The sequence below is a fragment of the Amycolatopsis lexingtonensis genome (assembly GCF_014873755.1).
Taxonomy (GTDB): domain Bacteria; phylum Actinomycetota; class Actinomycetes; order Mycobacteriales; family Pseudonocardiaceae; genus Amycolatopsis; species Amycolatopsis lexingtonensis.
This window is the reverse complement of sequence record NZ_JADBEG010000001.1, coordinates 3,961,446-3,975,807: the sequence shown is the minus strand read 5'-3', so window position 1 is coordinate 3,975,807 and position 14,362 is coordinate 3,961,446. Positions and strand designations below refer to the sequence as shown.

Here is a 14,362-nt window from a genome sequence, read left to right as displayed (position 1 = left end):
TTCTTACGTGCGGGGGGAACGATGTCACTCGAAGTGCTGATCGCCGGGGCCGGCCCGACCGGGCTCACGCTGGCCTGCGAACTCGCTCGCGGCGGCGTCCCGTTCCGCCTGGTCGAGGCCGCTCCCGGTCCCCGGCCGGGCTCGCGCGGCAAGGGGGTCCAGCCGCGCTCGCTCGAGGTGTTCGACGACCTCGGCGTCGTCGACCGCGTGCTCGCCCACGGCCGCCAGGCGATGCCGATCCGGTCGACCACGCCCGGCGGCGAGGTGACGCTGAGCGGCGCCGGACCACTGCCGGAGCAGCCCGGCATCCCTTACCCGGCAAGCCTGATCACGCCCGAATGGCGGGTCGAAGAAGCACTGCGGCTGCGGCTGGCGGAACTCGGCGGCGCGGTCGAGTTCGGCACCGCGCTCGTGGATTTCGAGCAGTCGGCCGACGGTGTGTCGGCGGTGCTCGTCAAGGACGGCGGGACCGAGACGGTCACCGTGCGGTGGCTGGCCGGGTGCGACGGCGGCCACAGCGCCGTCCGCAAGCGGGCCGGGATCCCGTTCGAGGGCGAAACCCGCGACGAGGTGCGGATGCTCGTCGCCGACGTCCGCGTCGAAGGCCTCGACCGCGACGCCTGGCACATGTGGCGCCACGAGGAAGGGCTCGTCACCCTCTGCCCGCTGCCGTCGACGGACCTCTTCCAGTACCAGGCGAGCCTCGCGCCCGGGCAGGATCCCGGGCTCGGCCTCGCGAACCTCGAGGCGGTCCTCGAACGGCGCAGCGGCCGCACCGATCTCCGCCTCCGCGAGCCGGAGTGGACTTCGTTGTGGCGCGCCAATGTCCGGCTCGCCGCCCGTTACCGCGAGGGCCGCGTGTTCCTCGCCGGCGACGCCGCGCACATCCACTCGCCCGCCGGCGGGCAGGGGATGAACACCGGCATCCAGGACGCGCACAACCTCGGCTGGAAGCTCGCGATGGGTGCCTCGCCGGTGCTGCTCAACAGCTACGAAGCCGAACGGCGGCCGGTCGCCGCGGACGTGCTCGCGCTGTCCGACGCGCGCCTCAAGCAGGCGATCGACGAGAAACGCGTCCCGATCCGCCGCGACGCCGAGACGTCCCAGCTCGCCGTGAACTACCGCGGCTCGGTCCTGGCGCGCGACGACCGCGACGAGACGGCGGCCCTCCGCGCCGGCGACCGGGCCCCGGACGCGCCCGGTCTGTCGACAGTGGACGGTGACCGCCGGCTGTTCGACCTGACCCGCGGCGGCCGCTTCACGGTGCTGGACTTCGGCACCGCGGCCCTGCCGCCCGGCGTGCGGACGTTCCGCGTGGTGGACCGGCTGGCCGGTGCCGGCGAACTCGCCGACACCGGCGGTCACCTGGCCGCGGCCTACGGCGCGACCGATCGCACGCTCGTGCTGATCCGTCCTGACGGCTACCTCGGCCTGATCTCCGACACGGGGGACGGCGAGGCGGTTTCGGCCTACCTCGCCGCGCTCCGCTAGCCGAAGTTCACGTCACTGCACCACATGTACGTCTGGTCCTGGTGCGAGGCCTGCCAGATCGTGAAGACGACGTGGTGTCCCCGGTAGGCCCCGGAGGTCTGGACGGTGAACGTGATGTCCTTGGCGGGGGCGTACTTCCCGGTCTGGGTGACCAGGTCGAGGTTGCCCCAGCCGAGGCGCTGGGTGGTGGGGTCGAACCCGTTCTTGCTGACGTAGACCCGGAGGAAGTCGGCGCCGTGGCTGGCCTGGTCGTACAGGTGCATCGAGAAGGTGCTGCCGAGGCTGGTCGTCTTCCACGCACCGGGGGTGTTGAGGGAGTTGTTGCGGGACAGGGCGTTGCTGCAGAGCTGCCCGTCGGGCGTCGCACCCTGGAAGTTGCCGCCGAGCCCGTCCCGCAGCGCGCTCATCCAGTTCCACATGGTGTCGGCGTTGGCCTGGAAGGCCTGCCAGCACATGGGGTCCTGCTGCTGCATGGCCGGGTTCGTGTGCTGGCTGCCCCAGTCCGACCAGCACTGGTAGGCGCGGGTGGCGGGGCTGACGATGGTGCCGTGCGCCGACGCCGCCGGGGTCCAGGCGAGCAGTCCGGCCAGCGTGGCGATGATCAGCGCGAGGACGCTCCGCCGTCGGGTGACGGACCTGGAGCTGCTGCACTTGCGCATGGATGGGCCTCCATTCTCGGCGATGAGTGGTGCTGATCCATGTGGGAGCGCTCCCAGTGCGGAACGGAGCTTAGCGGCGAATCGGGCAAAGTTCAACCAACAGCGACGCGAGGCTGTTGGACTGTTCCGCACGGGCCTGGTTGCGTTTGTGTGGCGCATCACACCCCGGGCGCACCTGACGTTCGCGTGGCCGTCTTTCTTCATGAGAGCACTTCCGGTGAAAAGATCACCGGAAGGTGGAGGGAGATCTCATGAACCGCACCGGAATCGTCCGCACCGCCACTGTCGCCGGCGTCGCCGCCGCGCTGAGCCTCGCCGCCGTCGTGCCGGCGCTGGCCGCACCCGCCGACCCGGTCACCACTGCCGCCGATCTGAACGGCGACGGCGAACTCGAAACCGTGACCGCGCGGCAGGTGGGGGACGACCAGCTGATCTCGGCCACGGTGAACGGCAGCTACACCTCGATCCATCTCCCGGCGGACAGCCAGTTCGGCGTCGAGGCCCCGCGGGTGACCGACCTCAACGGCGACGGCCGCGCCGAGCTGATCGTGACCCAGTCGGTCGGCGCCAACACGACGTTCTTCTCCGCGCTGCACTTCGACGGCCGCAACCTCGGTCCCGTCGTCGGCCCGGACGACCAGCCGTTCTCGCTGGCCGAAGGCGGCGGTGTCGCCGCCCACCTCGGCTACGCGTGCACGCCGTTCGAGGGCGGCCGCGCGTTCGTCGTCGTCGCCAGCGAGAACGACGACGTCAGCCGCCCGACCGACCGGTTCACCTACTCGGGCACGCGCACGGTCTACACCCTGCGCGACGGCGCGCTGAGCGTCCAGGAGTCGACGCCGATCACCGCCCGGCCGGCGAACGACCCGCTGCTCGCCGTGGACGCCGGCAGCTGCGCCTGACCCACCGTCTTCTCGTATGCCGTACGATGTCGTACGGCATACGAGAAGGGGACTGGTGATGACGATCTTGGTGACGGGCGCGACCGGCAGCGTGGGGCGCCTGGTGGTCGACGAACTGCTGGCCACGGGGGTGCCGGTGCGGGCGCTGACCGTCGACCCCGGACGCGCGAAACTGCCACCGGAAGCCGAGGTGGTGGTCGGTTCGCTCGCGAAGCCGTCGACGCTGCCCCTGGCGCTCGAGGGGGTTTCGGCGGTCTACCTGGCGCCGATGGCGCGGACCGTGCGGCGGTTCTGCGAGCTCGCGGCCGGCGCCGGGGTCGAGCGGGTGGTCGCGCTGTCGGGCAGCAGTGTCGGGGATGGGCACGAGGGGTCCAGTGGCAACGAATACGGTGCCGTCGAGGCGGCCGTGCGGGAGGCCGGTTTCGCCTGGACCTTCCTGCGGCCCGGGGCGTTCATGAACAACACGCTCGACTGGGCGGACATGGTCCGCGCCGGTGAGGTCCGGATGGCCTTCGGCGACGCCACGCAGACGCCGATCGACCTGGGCGACATCGCGGCGGTGGCGGCCCGCGTGTGCACTTCGGACGGGCACGTCGGAGCCACGTACGTCCTCAGCGGACCGGCGGCGATCAGCCTGCGCGGGCAGGTCGCGACGCTGGGATCGGTGCTGGGAAAGGAGATCCGCTTCCGCGAGCTGTCCCGCGAGGAGCAGCGTGCGCAGTGGATCGGCTACGGCGTCCCGGAAACGGCCGTCGACTGGCTGCTCGACGGCTTCGAGGAGACGCTGCGGCACCCGGAGGTGCCGACCGGTGTCGTCGAAGAGCTGCTCGGCCGTCCCGGAACGACGTACGCGGAATGGGCCGCCGCGCGGCGGGACGTCTTCGCCTAGACCCGCGTGCGGGTCATCCCGGCCAGGCCGAGCAGCGGGAGGGCGCCGGCGAACACGGCCACCGCCGTCCAGCCGCCGAGGTGGAACGCGACCGAGCCCGCCTGGGAGCCAATCGCGCCGCCGATGAAGAACGTGCCCAGGTACACGCTGTTGACGCGGGCGCGGGCGGACGGGTCGAGCTGGTAGATCACGTGCTGGCCGGTCACCAGCGTCGCCTGGACCGCCATGTCGACGCCGATCGCGGCGATCGCCAGCAGGACGACGCTGTGCGCGCCGAACCCGGCGAGCGCGAAGGCCGCCGCGCAGAGCACGAAGGCGCCCGCGGTGAGCCGCCGGCCGTGGCCGTGGTCCGACCACCGCCCGGCCAGCGGTGCCACCGCGGCGCCCGCGGCCCCGGCCAGCGCGAACAGCCCGACGCCCAGCTGGCTGTAGTTGAACGGCGGCGCCGTGAGCACGAAGGCGATGGTGGTCCAGAACGCGCTGAAGGCGCCGAACATCGCCGACTGGTACAGCGCGCGGTGGCGAAGCGCCGGGTGCTTCTTCCACATGGCCAGCGTCGAGCGGATCAGCTGCCCGTAGGGGACGTCGGTCTTGGGTGCCCGTCGCGGCAGGGTGAACCGCAGCACGACGGCGAGCGCGGCCATCGCGGCCGCCGAGATGAGGAACACGACGCGCCAGCTCGTCACCTCGGCCAGGAAGCTCGCGACCACGCGCGAGAGCAGGATGCCGAACAGCAGCCCGCTCACCACCCGCCCGACGATCCGGCCGCGGATGTCGTCGGGGGAGAGGTCGGCGGCGAACGGGATGAGGATCTGCACGACGACCGACGTCGCCCCGACGAGCAGGGAAGCGAGCAGCAGCACGGCGAACCCGGGCGCGACCCCGGTGACGACCAGGCCGGCGGAGGCGACCGCGAGCAGCGTCGCGACGAGCCCGCGGTTCTCGAGCCGGTCGCCGAGCGGGACGAGCAGCAGCATCCCCGCGGCGTACCCGATCTGGGTGGCGGTGACGACCCCGCCGGCGGCGGCTTCGCCCACCCCGAACGTCCCGCGCAGCTCCGCGAGCAGCGGCTGGGCGTAGTAGAGGTTCGCGACCGTCAGTCCACAGGAGACGGCCAGCAGCAGCACGAGCCAGCCGGGTGGTGCTTCCTGCTTCGTGTCGGTCATCGTGCCCCCTGGAACCGGTTTGATCGGTTCCCGACGGTACCAGTCAAACCGGTTCCGGCGTACTGTGAGCTCCATGACGGAACGCTTCCGCTCGGGTGCGGGCAGGCTGTGCCTGGACTTCATCCGCACCTTGCGCTACCGCGGCACGCCCGCGGAGACCGAGGAGCTCCCGGACGCGGCGGCGTGGGGCGCGTGGATCGACCAGCTGGGCCCGTTTTCCGCGCCGGTCCGCCCGGCCGCGGCGGATGACGCACGAGCCGTGCGCGAAGCGATTTACGAACTGCTCACCGGCTCTTTGCGCCCGTCGTCGCGTCAGCGGTTGAACCGGTTCGCGGCGCTGCCGGTACCGGCGCCGTCGTTGGCGCCGTCGGGCGGAGTGCGCTGGCAGGCCGAGGATCCCGCGGCGGCGATGCTGTCCTTGCTGGCCCGGGACGCGCTGGAGCTGGCGACGTCCCCGGAGTTCGCGCGGGTCCGCCGCTGCGCGGGGCCGGCGTGCGGCGCGCTGTTCCTGGACACGTCGAGGCCGGGCACGCGCCGGTGGTGCTCGATGGAGATCTGCGGCAACCACGCGAAGAAGTCGGCTTATCGAGCCAAGGCGACGGCGCAGGGCTAGCGCCCCAATGTGGCGTTGGTTGCGTCCAGCGCACCCAATGTGGCGTTCGGTGCGTCAGACGCACCGAACGCCACATTGGGGCGCTTGGGGTGAGCGTCAGCTGAGGGCCGCGTCCATCGTGATCGTCGTGCCCGCCAGTGCCTTCGACACCGGGCACGTCTTCTCCGCCGTCTCGGCGTACTCGGCGAACTGCTCCGCCGTCACGCCCTCGATGGACGCGCGCAGCGTGATCGCGATGCCGCTGATCTCGAAGCCGCCGCCCTTGGCCGGGCCGAGCGTCACCTCCGCGCTCACGTCGATCGAGTCCGCGGTGAGCTGCTGGGCCTCGAGCACGCCCGAGAGGTTCATCGCCAGGCACGACGAGTGGGCCGCCGCGATGAGCTCCTCGGGGCTCGTCTGGCCGTCCGGGTTGCCCGCGCGGGTCGGGAACGAGACGGAGAACGTGCCTGCGTTGGACGAGTCTAGCGTGACCTCGCCCTTTCCGTTCTGCAGTCCGCCGACCCAGTGGGTGGTCGCGTCACGGCTGGGCATCAGGGCCTCCAGGTGAGTAGGCGGCGGCCGACGCCGTCAGCCGCCGCAGGGTGTCTATGAGCTGACGCCGCTCGTTGTCGTCGAGGCCCAGGGCGCAGCCGATGGCCGAGGGGACGCCCTTGGCGCGCGTGCGCGTCGAGCGGCCCTTTTCGGTCAGGCTGACCACCACGGTGCGTTCGTCTTCGGGCAGGCGCGCCCGCGTGACCAGCCCGTTGGCCTCGAGTCGTTTGAGCAGCGGGGAAAGCGTGCCGTAGTCCAGGTGCAGCGCCTCGCCGATCTCCTTGACCGGCCGGGCGTCGGACTCCCACAGCACCAGCAGCACGAGGTACTGCGGGTAGGTGAGACCCAGTTCGCCGAGCAGGGGACGGTAGGTGTCCGTCACCGCGCGCGACGCCGCGTAGAGCGCGAAGCAGGCTTGCTCTTCCAAGAGGAACTCATCCGGCACGCCCGTAAACCTAGCCCACGATTACATCGTGCGCAAGGTATCGGAAAGTGTCGGACCCCTCTGGCAGAGTCCCGGCCATGACCGAACGACCGCAGCGCCCGAAGGTTCCGCTCACCGGCGGCGAGCGCGAGATCCTGACGAGCCTGCTCGACTACCACCGCGCCACCGTCGCGTGGAAGTCCGGCGGGCTCACCGAAGAGCAGGCCCGCCGGGCCCACCTGCCGAGCGAGCTGACCACCGTCGCCGGACTGGTCGCGCACCTCACGCTCAACGAGTGGTTCTGGTTCGGCGTGGTCGTCGACGGCGAGGAGGACACCTGGGAGGAAAAGCTCGAGCAGGACCCGGACGCCGAGTTCCGGGTCCCGCTCGGGACCACCGTGGAGAAACTCCTCGCCGACTACAAAAAACAGTGCGCCCGCAGCCGCGAGATCGTCGCGGGCCGTAGCCTGGACGACGAGGTGACGCACAAGGGCGAGACCTTCAACGTCCGCTGGGTCCTCACGCACATGATCGAGGAGACCGCCCGGCACGTCGGCCACCTCGACGTCCTGCGCGAGCTGACCGACGGCCTCACCGGGGAGTGACCTTCTTGGGCGGCAGCGGGAAGAAGCCGCTGGTGCGCTCGACGTAGTGCGCGTACGCCGGGCGCGTCTTCGCCATCCCCTTCTCCAGCATGGGTTTGCCCGTGCCGCGGGCGAGGGTGAACGTCATCGCCACGGGGGAGAGGATCGTCAGCGCGCCCGGCCACGTCGAGCAGGCCAGCAGGTAGAGGCCCCACCACACGCACGCGTCGCCGAAGTAGTTCGGGTGCCGCGTGTAGCGCCACAGCCCGGTGTCGAGCACCTTGCCCTTGTTCGCCGGGGCGGCCTTGAACCGGCGCAGCTGGTCGTCGCCGACGGTCTCGAACCCGAAGCCGATCAGCCACACGACGACGCCGAGCCAGCCGAGCACGCCGATCCCCGTGCCGTCCACGGCGAACTGCACCGGGAGGGAGACGAAGTACAGCACCACGGCCTGGAACAGGTAGACGCGCGCGAACATCTTCAGCGGTCCGTAGCCCATCCGCGCGTACCGCGGGTCCTCGGGCAGCTTGTGGTTGCGCAGGTGCAGGTGCACCGAGAGCCGCACGCCCCAGACGACCGTCAGGAGCACCACGACGAGCCGGAGGTACAGCGGGCCGTCGCCGAACGGGAACGCGGCGACCGCGAGGATCGCGAAGCCGAGCCCCCAGAACGTGTCGATCGTGTCGTACCGCTTGCGCGCCCGCGCGATCCCGAAGGTCACGGCGACCGCCACGAGCGTGACGGCGGCCGTGACGAGCAGCTGCGGCATCAGAGCCACTCCCGCGTCGCCGGCATCCCGCTCGTGCCGTCCGGGTGCGGTCGCACCGAAAGGATCTGGTCCACGCCCATCCGGTTCTCCTCGAACGCCAGTGCCCCGCCCACCAGGTACAGCCGCCAGACCCGCGCGCCGGTCTCGCCGATCAGCGCGACGACGTCGGCCCAGTTCTCCTCCAGGGTGGCGGCCCAGGCGCGCACCGTCCAGACGTAGTGCTCGCGCATCGCGTGCACGTCCCGGACCTCGAGGCCCGCGGTCTCGAGGTGCTCGACGGTCCGGCCGACCGGCCGCATGGTCATGTCGGGGGCGATGTACCGCTCGATGAACGCGCCGCCGCCGGGTGCGACGTTCCCGCGCGACATCTGCTGGATCAGCACCCGGCCGCCGGGCTTGACCATCTTGTGCAGCGTCGCCGCGTAGGTGGGGTAGTTGACCTCGCCGACGTGCTCGCCCATCTCGACGGACGCGACCGCGTCGAACGGCGCGTCCGGCAGTTCGCGGTAGTCCTGCCGCCGGACCTCGACGCGGTCTTCGAGGTCGTGCTGGGCGAGCCGGCCGCGGATGTGCTGCAGCTGCTCGGCCGAGAGCGTGATGCCGACGGCGTGGACGCCGTGGTGCTTGGCCGCGTGGACCAGCAGCGAGCCCCAGCCGCAGCCGATGTCGAGCAGCCGCATGCCCGGCTGCAGCCCCAGCTTGCGGCAGATCAGCTCCAGCTTGTCGTGCTGCGCCTGTTCGAGGCCCTGCGACTCGGAGGTGAAGTACGCGCTCGAGTACGCCATCGACTCGTCCAGGAGCAGCTGGTAGAACGCGTTGCCGAGGTCGTAGTGGTGCGCGATGGCGGACTTGTCGCGCAGCAGGCTGTGCAGCTTGCCGGTCAGGCGGGCTTCCTCGGCCGGGGGCTTCGGCGGCGGCCCGACGACCCCGAGGGCGGCGGCGAGCTTGACGGCTTCGGCCCAGTCGCGTGGCCCGAGCTTCACCGGGTTCAGCTCCCCCGCGCGGGTGAGGGCCCAGATCCGGCGGAAGCCGTCCGCCAGATCTCCTTCGACGTCGAGATCACCGGTGACGTAGGCGCGGGCGAGACCCAGCTCACCCGGCGCGTAGAGCAGGCGGCGCAGGGCGCGGCGGTTGCGCAGGACCACGGTGGGCGCGTCGACGGGACCCACCCGGGTCCCGTCCCAGGTCCGGAGGCCGACGGGGAGCGGCCCGCCGAGGAGCTTCCCGGCGAACGAGGCGAGGCGGTGCGCGGTGCTGTTCGGCATGTCCGGGATTCGCTCTCCCCTGCGTCGTGGATTGGTACCGGGTCCATCCAATCCACATCCGGCCCGGCCGCGAAGTACCGGTGTGGAGATCACGGGAGAACGCATCGCCGTCATCGGCAGCGGGGTGGCCGGGCTGACGGCGGCATACCTGCTGCAACGCAAGTACGAGGTGCTGCTGTTCGAGGCGGACGACCGCCTCGGCGGGCACGCGCACACCCACGACGTGCCCAGCGCGCACGGGGGCACCATCGGCGTGGACTCGGGCTTCATCGTCCACAACGAGCGCACCTACCCGACGCTGCTCAGGCTGTTCGGGGAGCTCGGCGTGCGCACGCGCGACACCGAGATGTCGATGAGCATCCGCTGCGACGGCTGCGGCCTGCAGTACGCCGGCGCGAAGGGGCTGGCCGGGCTGTTCGCCCAGCGCGGCAACCTCACCCGGCCCCGCTACCTGCGGATGCTCGCCGAAGTGAAGCGGTTCCACCGGCACGCGAAACGGCTGCTGGCGGCTCCGGACGCGGGGGACGTCACCCTCGGCGCGTTCCTCGCCATCGGCGGCTACACGCGCTACTTCGTCGACCACTTCATGCTGCCGCTGGTGTCCACGGTCTGGTCCGCCGACCGCAGCGACACCCTCCGGTACCCCGCGCGGTACCTGTTCGAGTTCCTCCGCAACCACGGCATGCTGAGCGTCAAGGACTCGCCGGCCTGGCGGACCGTCGTCGGCGGCTCCCGCGAATACGTCGAGCGCGCCGCCAAGCAGCTCACCGCGGTCCACCTGTCCACGCCGGTCCGCTCGGTGCTGCGGACCGCGCACGGCGTCGAGATCCGCGACGACGCCGACACGCCGCACCGGGTCGACAAGGTCGTCGTCGCCACGCACGCCGACCAGGCGCTGGCCCTGCTGGCCAACCCGACCGCCGCCGAGCGCGAGGTGCTCGGCCCGTTCCGCTACTCCGCCAACGAGGCCTGGCTGCACACCGACACGAGCGTGCTGCCCTCGCTGGCCGACGCGCGGGCCGGGTGGAACTACCGCGCGCCCGCCTGCGGCGCGCCCACCGGTGCCGTCCAGGTCAGCTACGACATGAACCGCCTGATGCGGCTCGACGAGCCGACCGGCTACGTCGTCACGCTGAACCCCGGCGACGGCCCCGAAAAGGAGCACCTCGTCGCGCGGATGCGGTACGAGCACCCGGTCTACACGCCGGAATCCGTTGCCGCGCAACGCCGGCTGCCCGAGCTCAACGACGGCGTGTTCGCCTACGCCGGCGCCTACCACGGCTGGGGCTTCCACGAGGACGGCTGCTCCTCGGGCGCCCGCGCCGCCGAAAGCCTCGGAGTGGCTTGGTGACGAACGCGCTCTACGACGCCACGGTCGCGCACGTGCGGCGGATCGACCCGCCGCACTCCTTCGCGCACCGCGTGTACCTGTGGCTGGTCGACCTGGACGCGCCGCCGCGGCTACCGTGGTGGCTGCGGCCGTTCGCCCGCTTCGACCGCCGCGACCACTTCGTGGCGTCCGACCCGCGCGGGATCCGGGAGAAGCTGGACGCCTGGCTCGCCGAGCGCGGCGTCGACCTGCGCGGGGGCAAGGTCGTCATGCTCGCCGCCGCGCGCGTGCTCGGGTACGTGTTCAACCCGATCAGCGTCTACTGGTGCCACGGCCCGGACGGCCGCCTCGAGTGCGTCGTGGCCGAGGTGCACAACACCTACGGCGGCCGCCACGCCTACCTGCTGCGCCCCGACGAGGCCGGGCTCGCCCGGGCGGCCAAGGAGTTCTACGTCTCGCCGTTCCAGGAGATGGACGGCGAGTACCGGATGCGCCTGCCGCACCCGGAAGCGTTGCTCGACCTCACGGTGGCGTTGCGCCGCGGGAGCTCGACCCCGCTGGTCGCTACGCTTCGGGGAGTCCGCCGCCCGGTGGACCCGCGGTGGCTGGCCCGGCTCGTGCTGGCCCGGCCGCTGCTCCCGCAGCGGGTGTCCGCGCTCATCCGCCGCCACGGCATCGCGTTGTGGCTGCGCAAGGCGCCGGTCATCGCGCGCACCCCGCAGAACGCCGGAGGACAGCTGCATGGATGAGCCGGCCCGCCCGCGCCACATGGCTCCGGTGCCCGCCGAAGCCGCTCCCGGCCCCACCGCGGAGGAGCTCATGGTGCGCGTCGCGAAGGGCGACGAGCGCGCCTTCGAGCTGCTCTACGACCAGTTCGCGGGACCGATCTTCGGGCTCGTCCGGCGGATCGTGCGCGACGCGGCCCAGTCCGAAGAGGTGGCCCAGGAGGTCCTCGTCGAGCTGTGGCGCACCGCGACGCGGTACGCGCCGGCCAAGGGCTCCGCGCTGAACTGGGCGATGACGCTGGCGCACCGCCGCGCGGTCGACCGGGTCCGCTCCGCGCGGGCCAGCACCGAACGCGAGCAGAAGGCGACCTTCGAAGCCGCCCGCGGCCGTCCCTTCGACGAGGTCGCCGAGTCCGTCACCGCGCGGCTCGAACGCTCCCAGGTACGCCGGTGCCTGTCCTTCCTGACCGATTTGCAGCGCGAGTCCGTGCTGCTCGCCTACTACCAGGGCTATACGTATCGCGAGGTGGCCGAAGTGCTGTCGACGCCGCAAGGAACCATCAAGACGCGGCTGCGGGACGGGCTGATCCGCCTGCGGGACTGCCTGGGGGTGACCGCTTGAGCACGCCCGAAATGCACACCCTGGCCGGCGCCTTCGCCCTCGACGCGGTCAACGACGTCGAGCGCGCGGAGTTCGCCCGCCACCTCGAACAGTGCGAGTCCTGCGCGCAGGAGGTCGCCGAGCTGCGCGCGACCGCGGCGCGGCTGGGCGCGGCGATGGCCGAGGAGCCGCCGCCGGAGTTCAAGGACCGCGTCCTGGCGGCCATGCACGCCACCCGCCAGCTGCCGCCGCGGACGCGGCCTGGTTCGCCCGAGCGGTCCCGCCGTTCGGTGCGGGCCCCGCGCTGGGCGGTCCTCGTGGCCGCCGCGGCCGCCGTCGTCGGGCTCGCCGCCGGCGGCGTGTTCGGCGGGATCGCGCTGACCCAGCGGCAGGAGCTGCAGTCCGCGCAGACGCAGCTCGACCAGGCGAAGGAACGCTACGCCCCGGTGGCGGCGCTGCTCGCCGCGCCGGACGCGCAGACCGCGCACGGCGTGGCGCCCACCGGCGGCGGCGTGACGGTCGTGCTGTCGAAGACGCTGAACCGCGTGATGGTGATGGACGCCGGGCTGCCGGCGCAGCCGGGCGGGAAGGTCTACGAGGCCTGGCTGATCACCGGGAAGGACGCGCCCCGCTCGGCCGGGGTGCTCGCCCCGCCGTCGGACGGGGGACTGGTCGTCGCGGACGGCGTCGGGACGGCCGATCACCTGGCGGTGAGCCTCGAACAGGCCGGCGGATCGCCCACCGGGGCGCCCACCGAAGTGCTCATGAGCATGCCCGTACCGGCCTGAGCCGGGCGCCATAGCAGACGGGGCGCCGGCGGTGCTCGCGGCTCCTCGCTCTTGCGCGCTCGAACGTGTTGTGGCAAAACACCTTTGCGACACACGGCGTGCCTACTGGATTAGAGCGTGCCTGGTGCCTACCGTCCTGCCTAACGTCGGCAGTTGACATAACTCTCGATCTGCGGTTGAGGTTGAGAGTCGATCATCCGCCGGCGGGCTGTACGGGCACAACGATCAGGAAGGCGGACTTCGATGACGCCCCCGCACAACTACCTTGCGGTGATCAAGGTGGTCGGCATCGGCGGTGGCGGCGTGAACGCCGTGAACCGCATGATCGAGGTCGGCCTCAAGGGTGTCGAGTTCATCGCGGTGAACACCGACGCCCAGGCACTGCTCATGTCCGACGCCGACGTCAAGCTGGACATCGGCCGCGAACTCACCCGTGGCCTCGGCGCGGGTGCCGCCCCCGAGGTCGGCCAGAAGGCCGCCGAAGACCACCGCGAAGAGATCGAAGAGGTCATCAAGGGCGCCGACATGGTGTTCGTGACGGCCGGCGAAGGCGGTGGCACCGGCACCGGTGGCGCCCCGGTCGTGGCGCAGATCGCCCGCAAGCTGGGCGCGCTGACCATCGGCGTCGTGACCCGCCCGTTCACTTTCGAGGGCAAGCGCCGCGGCAAGCAGGCCGAGGACGGCATCCAGTCGCTGCGCAACGAGTGCGACACGCTGATCGTGATCCCGAACGACCGGCTGCTGCAGCTCGGCGACATCGGCGTCTCGCTGATGGACGCGTTCCGCTCCGCGGACGAGGTGCTGCTGTCCGGTGTCCAGGGCATCACCGACCTGATCACCACCCCGGGCCTGATCAACCTCGACTTCGCCGACGTCAAGAGCGTCATGTCCGGCGCGGGCTCCGCGCTGATGGGCATCGGGTCGGCCAGAGGAGAAGGCCGGGCCATCCAGGCGGCGGAGAAGGCGATCAACTCGCCGCTGCTGGAGGCGTCCATGGACGGCGCCCACGGCGCGCTGCTCTCCATCGCCGGCGGCTCCGACCTGGGCCTGTTCGAGATCAACGAGGCCGCCTCGCTGGTGCAGGAGTCCGCGCACCCGGACGCCAACATCATCTTCGGCACGATCATCGACGACTCCCTCGGCGACGAGGTCCGCGTCACGGTGATCGCGGCCGGGTTCGACGCCGGGGCGCCGACCCACAAGAAGCTCGACCCGTCGACGTTCGGCTCCGGCTCGCGCCAGTCGTCGACGACCGCGTCGGCCGCGGCCGGCCAGGTCTCGAACCCGCCGACCCCGCCGTCGGGCGCCACGCCGGTGCCGTCCACGGGCGGCTCCGGCTACCCGGTGGCGCCGCCGCGCTCGCACTCGCCGCTGCCGTCGGCGACCGGCGGACAGCCGTCCGGCGGTCTCCCGCAGCCCGGCGGCGGCTCGCGCGGCTACTCGCCGATCGGCTCCAACCCGACCCAGGGCAGCCTGCCCGGGCGCGCGATGCCGGTCCACGACGACCCGTCGGACGACGAGGTCGACGTCCCGCCGTTCATGCGCCGCTAGACACAGGTGGTCCGTGAAGGCCTCCTTACCGGCTCGCAAGGCCGGGAAGGAGGCCTTCACGGCGTTTGGGAGGA

16 protein-coding genes are annotated in these 14,362 nt (G+C 71.7%); 10 read left to right on the top strand and 6 right to left on the bottom strand.

Annotated elements, in window-relative coordinates:
• The first annotated feature begins 21 nt into the window (after positions 1 to 21).
• The gene (locus H4696_RS18025) at positions 22 to 1,491 is read left to right on the top strand and encodes an FAD-dependent oxidoreductase (RefSeq protein WP_192782380.1); all 1,470 of its coding nucleotides are present in this window, start codon (positions 22 to 24) and stop codon (positions 1,489 to 1,491) included.
• Here H4696_RS18025 and H4696_RS18020 read toward each other — a convergent pair.
• Positions 1,488 to 2,150: a lytic polysaccharide monooxygenase auxiliary activity family 9 protein gene (locus H4696_RS18020; RefSeq protein ID WP_086865012.1), complete on the bottom strand. Its 663-nt coding sequence runs from the start codon at positions 2,148 to 2,150 to the stop codon at positions 1,488 to 1,490. The two genes, H4696_RS18025 and H4696_RS18020, sit on opposite strands and share 4 nt — an antisense overlap.
• A 251-nt stretch (positions 2,151 to 2,401) precedes the next feature.
• Here H4696_RS18020 and H4696_RS18015 point away from each other — a divergent pair, with 251 nt between their 5' ends.
• Both H4696_RS18015 and H4696_RS18010 read left to right on the top strand, forming a co-directional pair.
• Positions 2,402 to 3,052: an FG-GAP repeat domain-containing protein gene (locus H4696_RS18015; RefSeq protein WP_086865013.1), complete on the top strand. Its 651-nt coding sequence runs from the start codon at positions 2,402 to 2,404 to the stop codon at positions 3,050 to 3,052.
• Positions 3,053 to 3,110: 58 nt separating this feature from the next.
• Complete coding sequence (locus H4696_RS18010) at positions 3,111 to 3,941, top strand: NAD(P)H-binding protein (protein ID WP_086865014.1); 831 nt, start codon at positions 3,111 to 3,113, stop codon at positions 3,939 to 3,941.
• On the opposite strand, the gene H4696_RS18005 is transcribed toward H4696_RS18010, so the two are convergent.
• Positions 3,938 to 5,107, bottom strand: a complete 1,170-nt coding sequence (locus tag H4696_RS18005) for an MFS transporter (protein ID WP_086865015.1) — start codon at positions 5,105 to 5,107, stop codon at positions 3,938 to 3,940. The genes H4696_RS18010 and H4696_RS18005 overlap by 4 nt on opposite strands.
• Positions 5,108 to 5,180: 73 nt before the next feature.
• On the opposite strand from H4696_RS18005, the gene H4696_RS18000 reads away from it, so the two are divergent.
• Positions 5,181 to 5,720 carry a CGNR zinc finger domain-containing protein gene (locus tag H4696_RS18000; RefSeq protein ID WP_086865016.1) on the top strand — a complete coding sequence of 180 codons (540 nt, stop codon included), beginning with the start codon at positions 5,181 to 5,183 and terminating at the stop codon, positions 5,718 to 5,720.
• Between the two features lie 96 nt (positions 5,721 to 5,816).
• Here the strand turns inward: H4696_RS18000 and H4696_RS17995 are convergent, their stop codons facing one another.
• A complete protein-coding gene (locus H4696_RS17995; RefSeq protein ID WP_086863015.1) occupies positions 5,817 to 6,251 on the bottom strand; it encodes an OsmC family peroxiredoxin in 435 nt (144 codons plus the stop codon).
• Positions 6,238 to 6,696, bottom strand: a complete 459-nt coding sequence (locus H4696_RS17990) for a MarR family winged helix-turn-helix transcriptional regulator (RefSeq protein WP_086863014.1) — start codon at positions 6,694 to 6,696, stop codon at positions 6,238 to 6,240. Before H4696_RS17990 ends, H4696_RS17995 begins: the two co-directional genes overlap by 14 nt.
• Before the next feature lie 77 nt (positions 6,697 to 6,773).
• Here H4696_RS17990 and H4696_RS17985 point away from each other — a divergent pair, with 77 nt between their 5' ends.
• Positions 6,774 to 7,280 (top strand): DinB family protein, encoded by a 507-nt coding sequence (locus tag H4696_RS17985; RefSeq protein ID WP_086863013.1) that lies wholly within the window; start codon positions 6,774 to 6,776, stop codon positions 7,278 to 7,280.
• On the opposite strand, the gene H4696_RS17980 is transcribed toward H4696_RS17985, so the two are convergent.
• Both H4696_RS17980 and H4696_RS17975 read right to left on the bottom strand, forming a co-directional pair.
• Positions 7,267 to 8,028, bottom strand: coding sequence for a DUF1295 domain-containing protein (locus tag H4696_RS17980; protein ID WP_086863012.1), 762 nt, complete (start codon positions 8,026 to 8,028; stop codon positions 7,267 to 7,269). The genes H4696_RS17985 and H4696_RS17980 overlap by 14 nt on opposite strands.
• Complete coding sequence (locus tag H4696_RS17975; protein WP_086863011.1) at positions 8,028 to 9,293, bottom strand: SAM-dependent methyltransferase; 1,266 nt, start codon at positions 9,291 to 9,293, stop codon at positions 8,028 to 8,030. The genes H4696_RS17980 and H4696_RS17975 overlap by 1 nt, the downstream gene beginning before the upstream one ends.
• Positions 9,294 to 9,375: 82 nt before the next feature.
• Here H4696_RS17975 and H4696_RS17970 point away from each other — a divergent pair, with 82 nt between their 5' ends.
• The 5 genes from H4696_RS17970 to ftsZ all read left to right on the top strand — a co-directional run bounded on the left by H4696_RS17970 (position 9,376) and on the right by ftsZ (position 14,288).
• On the top strand, positions 9,376 to 10,644 hold the full coding sequence (locus H4696_RS17970) for an NAD(P)/FAD-dependent oxidoreductase (protein WP_086863010.1): 1,269 nt from the start codon (positions 9,376 to 9,378) through the stop codon (positions 10,642 to 10,644).
• Positions 10,638 to 11,372, top strand: coding sequence for a DUF1365 domain-containing protein (locus H4696_RS17965; protein ID WP_086863009.1), 735 nt, complete (start codon positions 10,638 to 10,640; stop codon positions 11,370 to 11,372). Before H4696_RS17970 ends, H4696_RS17965 begins: the two co-directional genes overlap by 7 nt.
• Positions 11,365 to 11,970 carry an ECF RNA polymerase sigma factor SigK gene (gene sigK, locus H4696_RS17960; protein WP_143265254.1) on the top strand — a complete coding sequence of 202 codons (606 nt, stop codon included), beginning with the start codon at positions 11,365 to 11,367 and terminating at the stop codon, positions 11,968 to 11,970. The genes H4696_RS17965 and sigK overlap by 8 nt, the downstream gene beginning before the upstream one ends.
• Positions 11,967 to 12,737: an anti-sigma factor gene (locus H4696_RS17955; RefSeq protein ID WP_225955730.1), complete on the top strand. Its 771-nt coding sequence runs from the start codon at positions 11,967 to 11,969 to the stop codon at positions 12,735 to 12,737. Before sigK ends, H4696_RS17955 begins: the two co-directional genes overlap by 4 nt.
• Before the next feature lie 243 nt (positions 12,738 to 12,980).
• Positions 12,981 to 14,288: a cell division protein FtsZ gene (gene ftsZ / locus H4696_RS17950; RefSeq protein WP_086863006.1), complete on the top strand. Its 1,308-nt coding sequence runs from the start codon at positions 12,981 to 12,983 to the stop codon at positions 14,286 to 14,288.
• Positions 14,289 to 14,362: the final 74 nt, after the last annotated feature.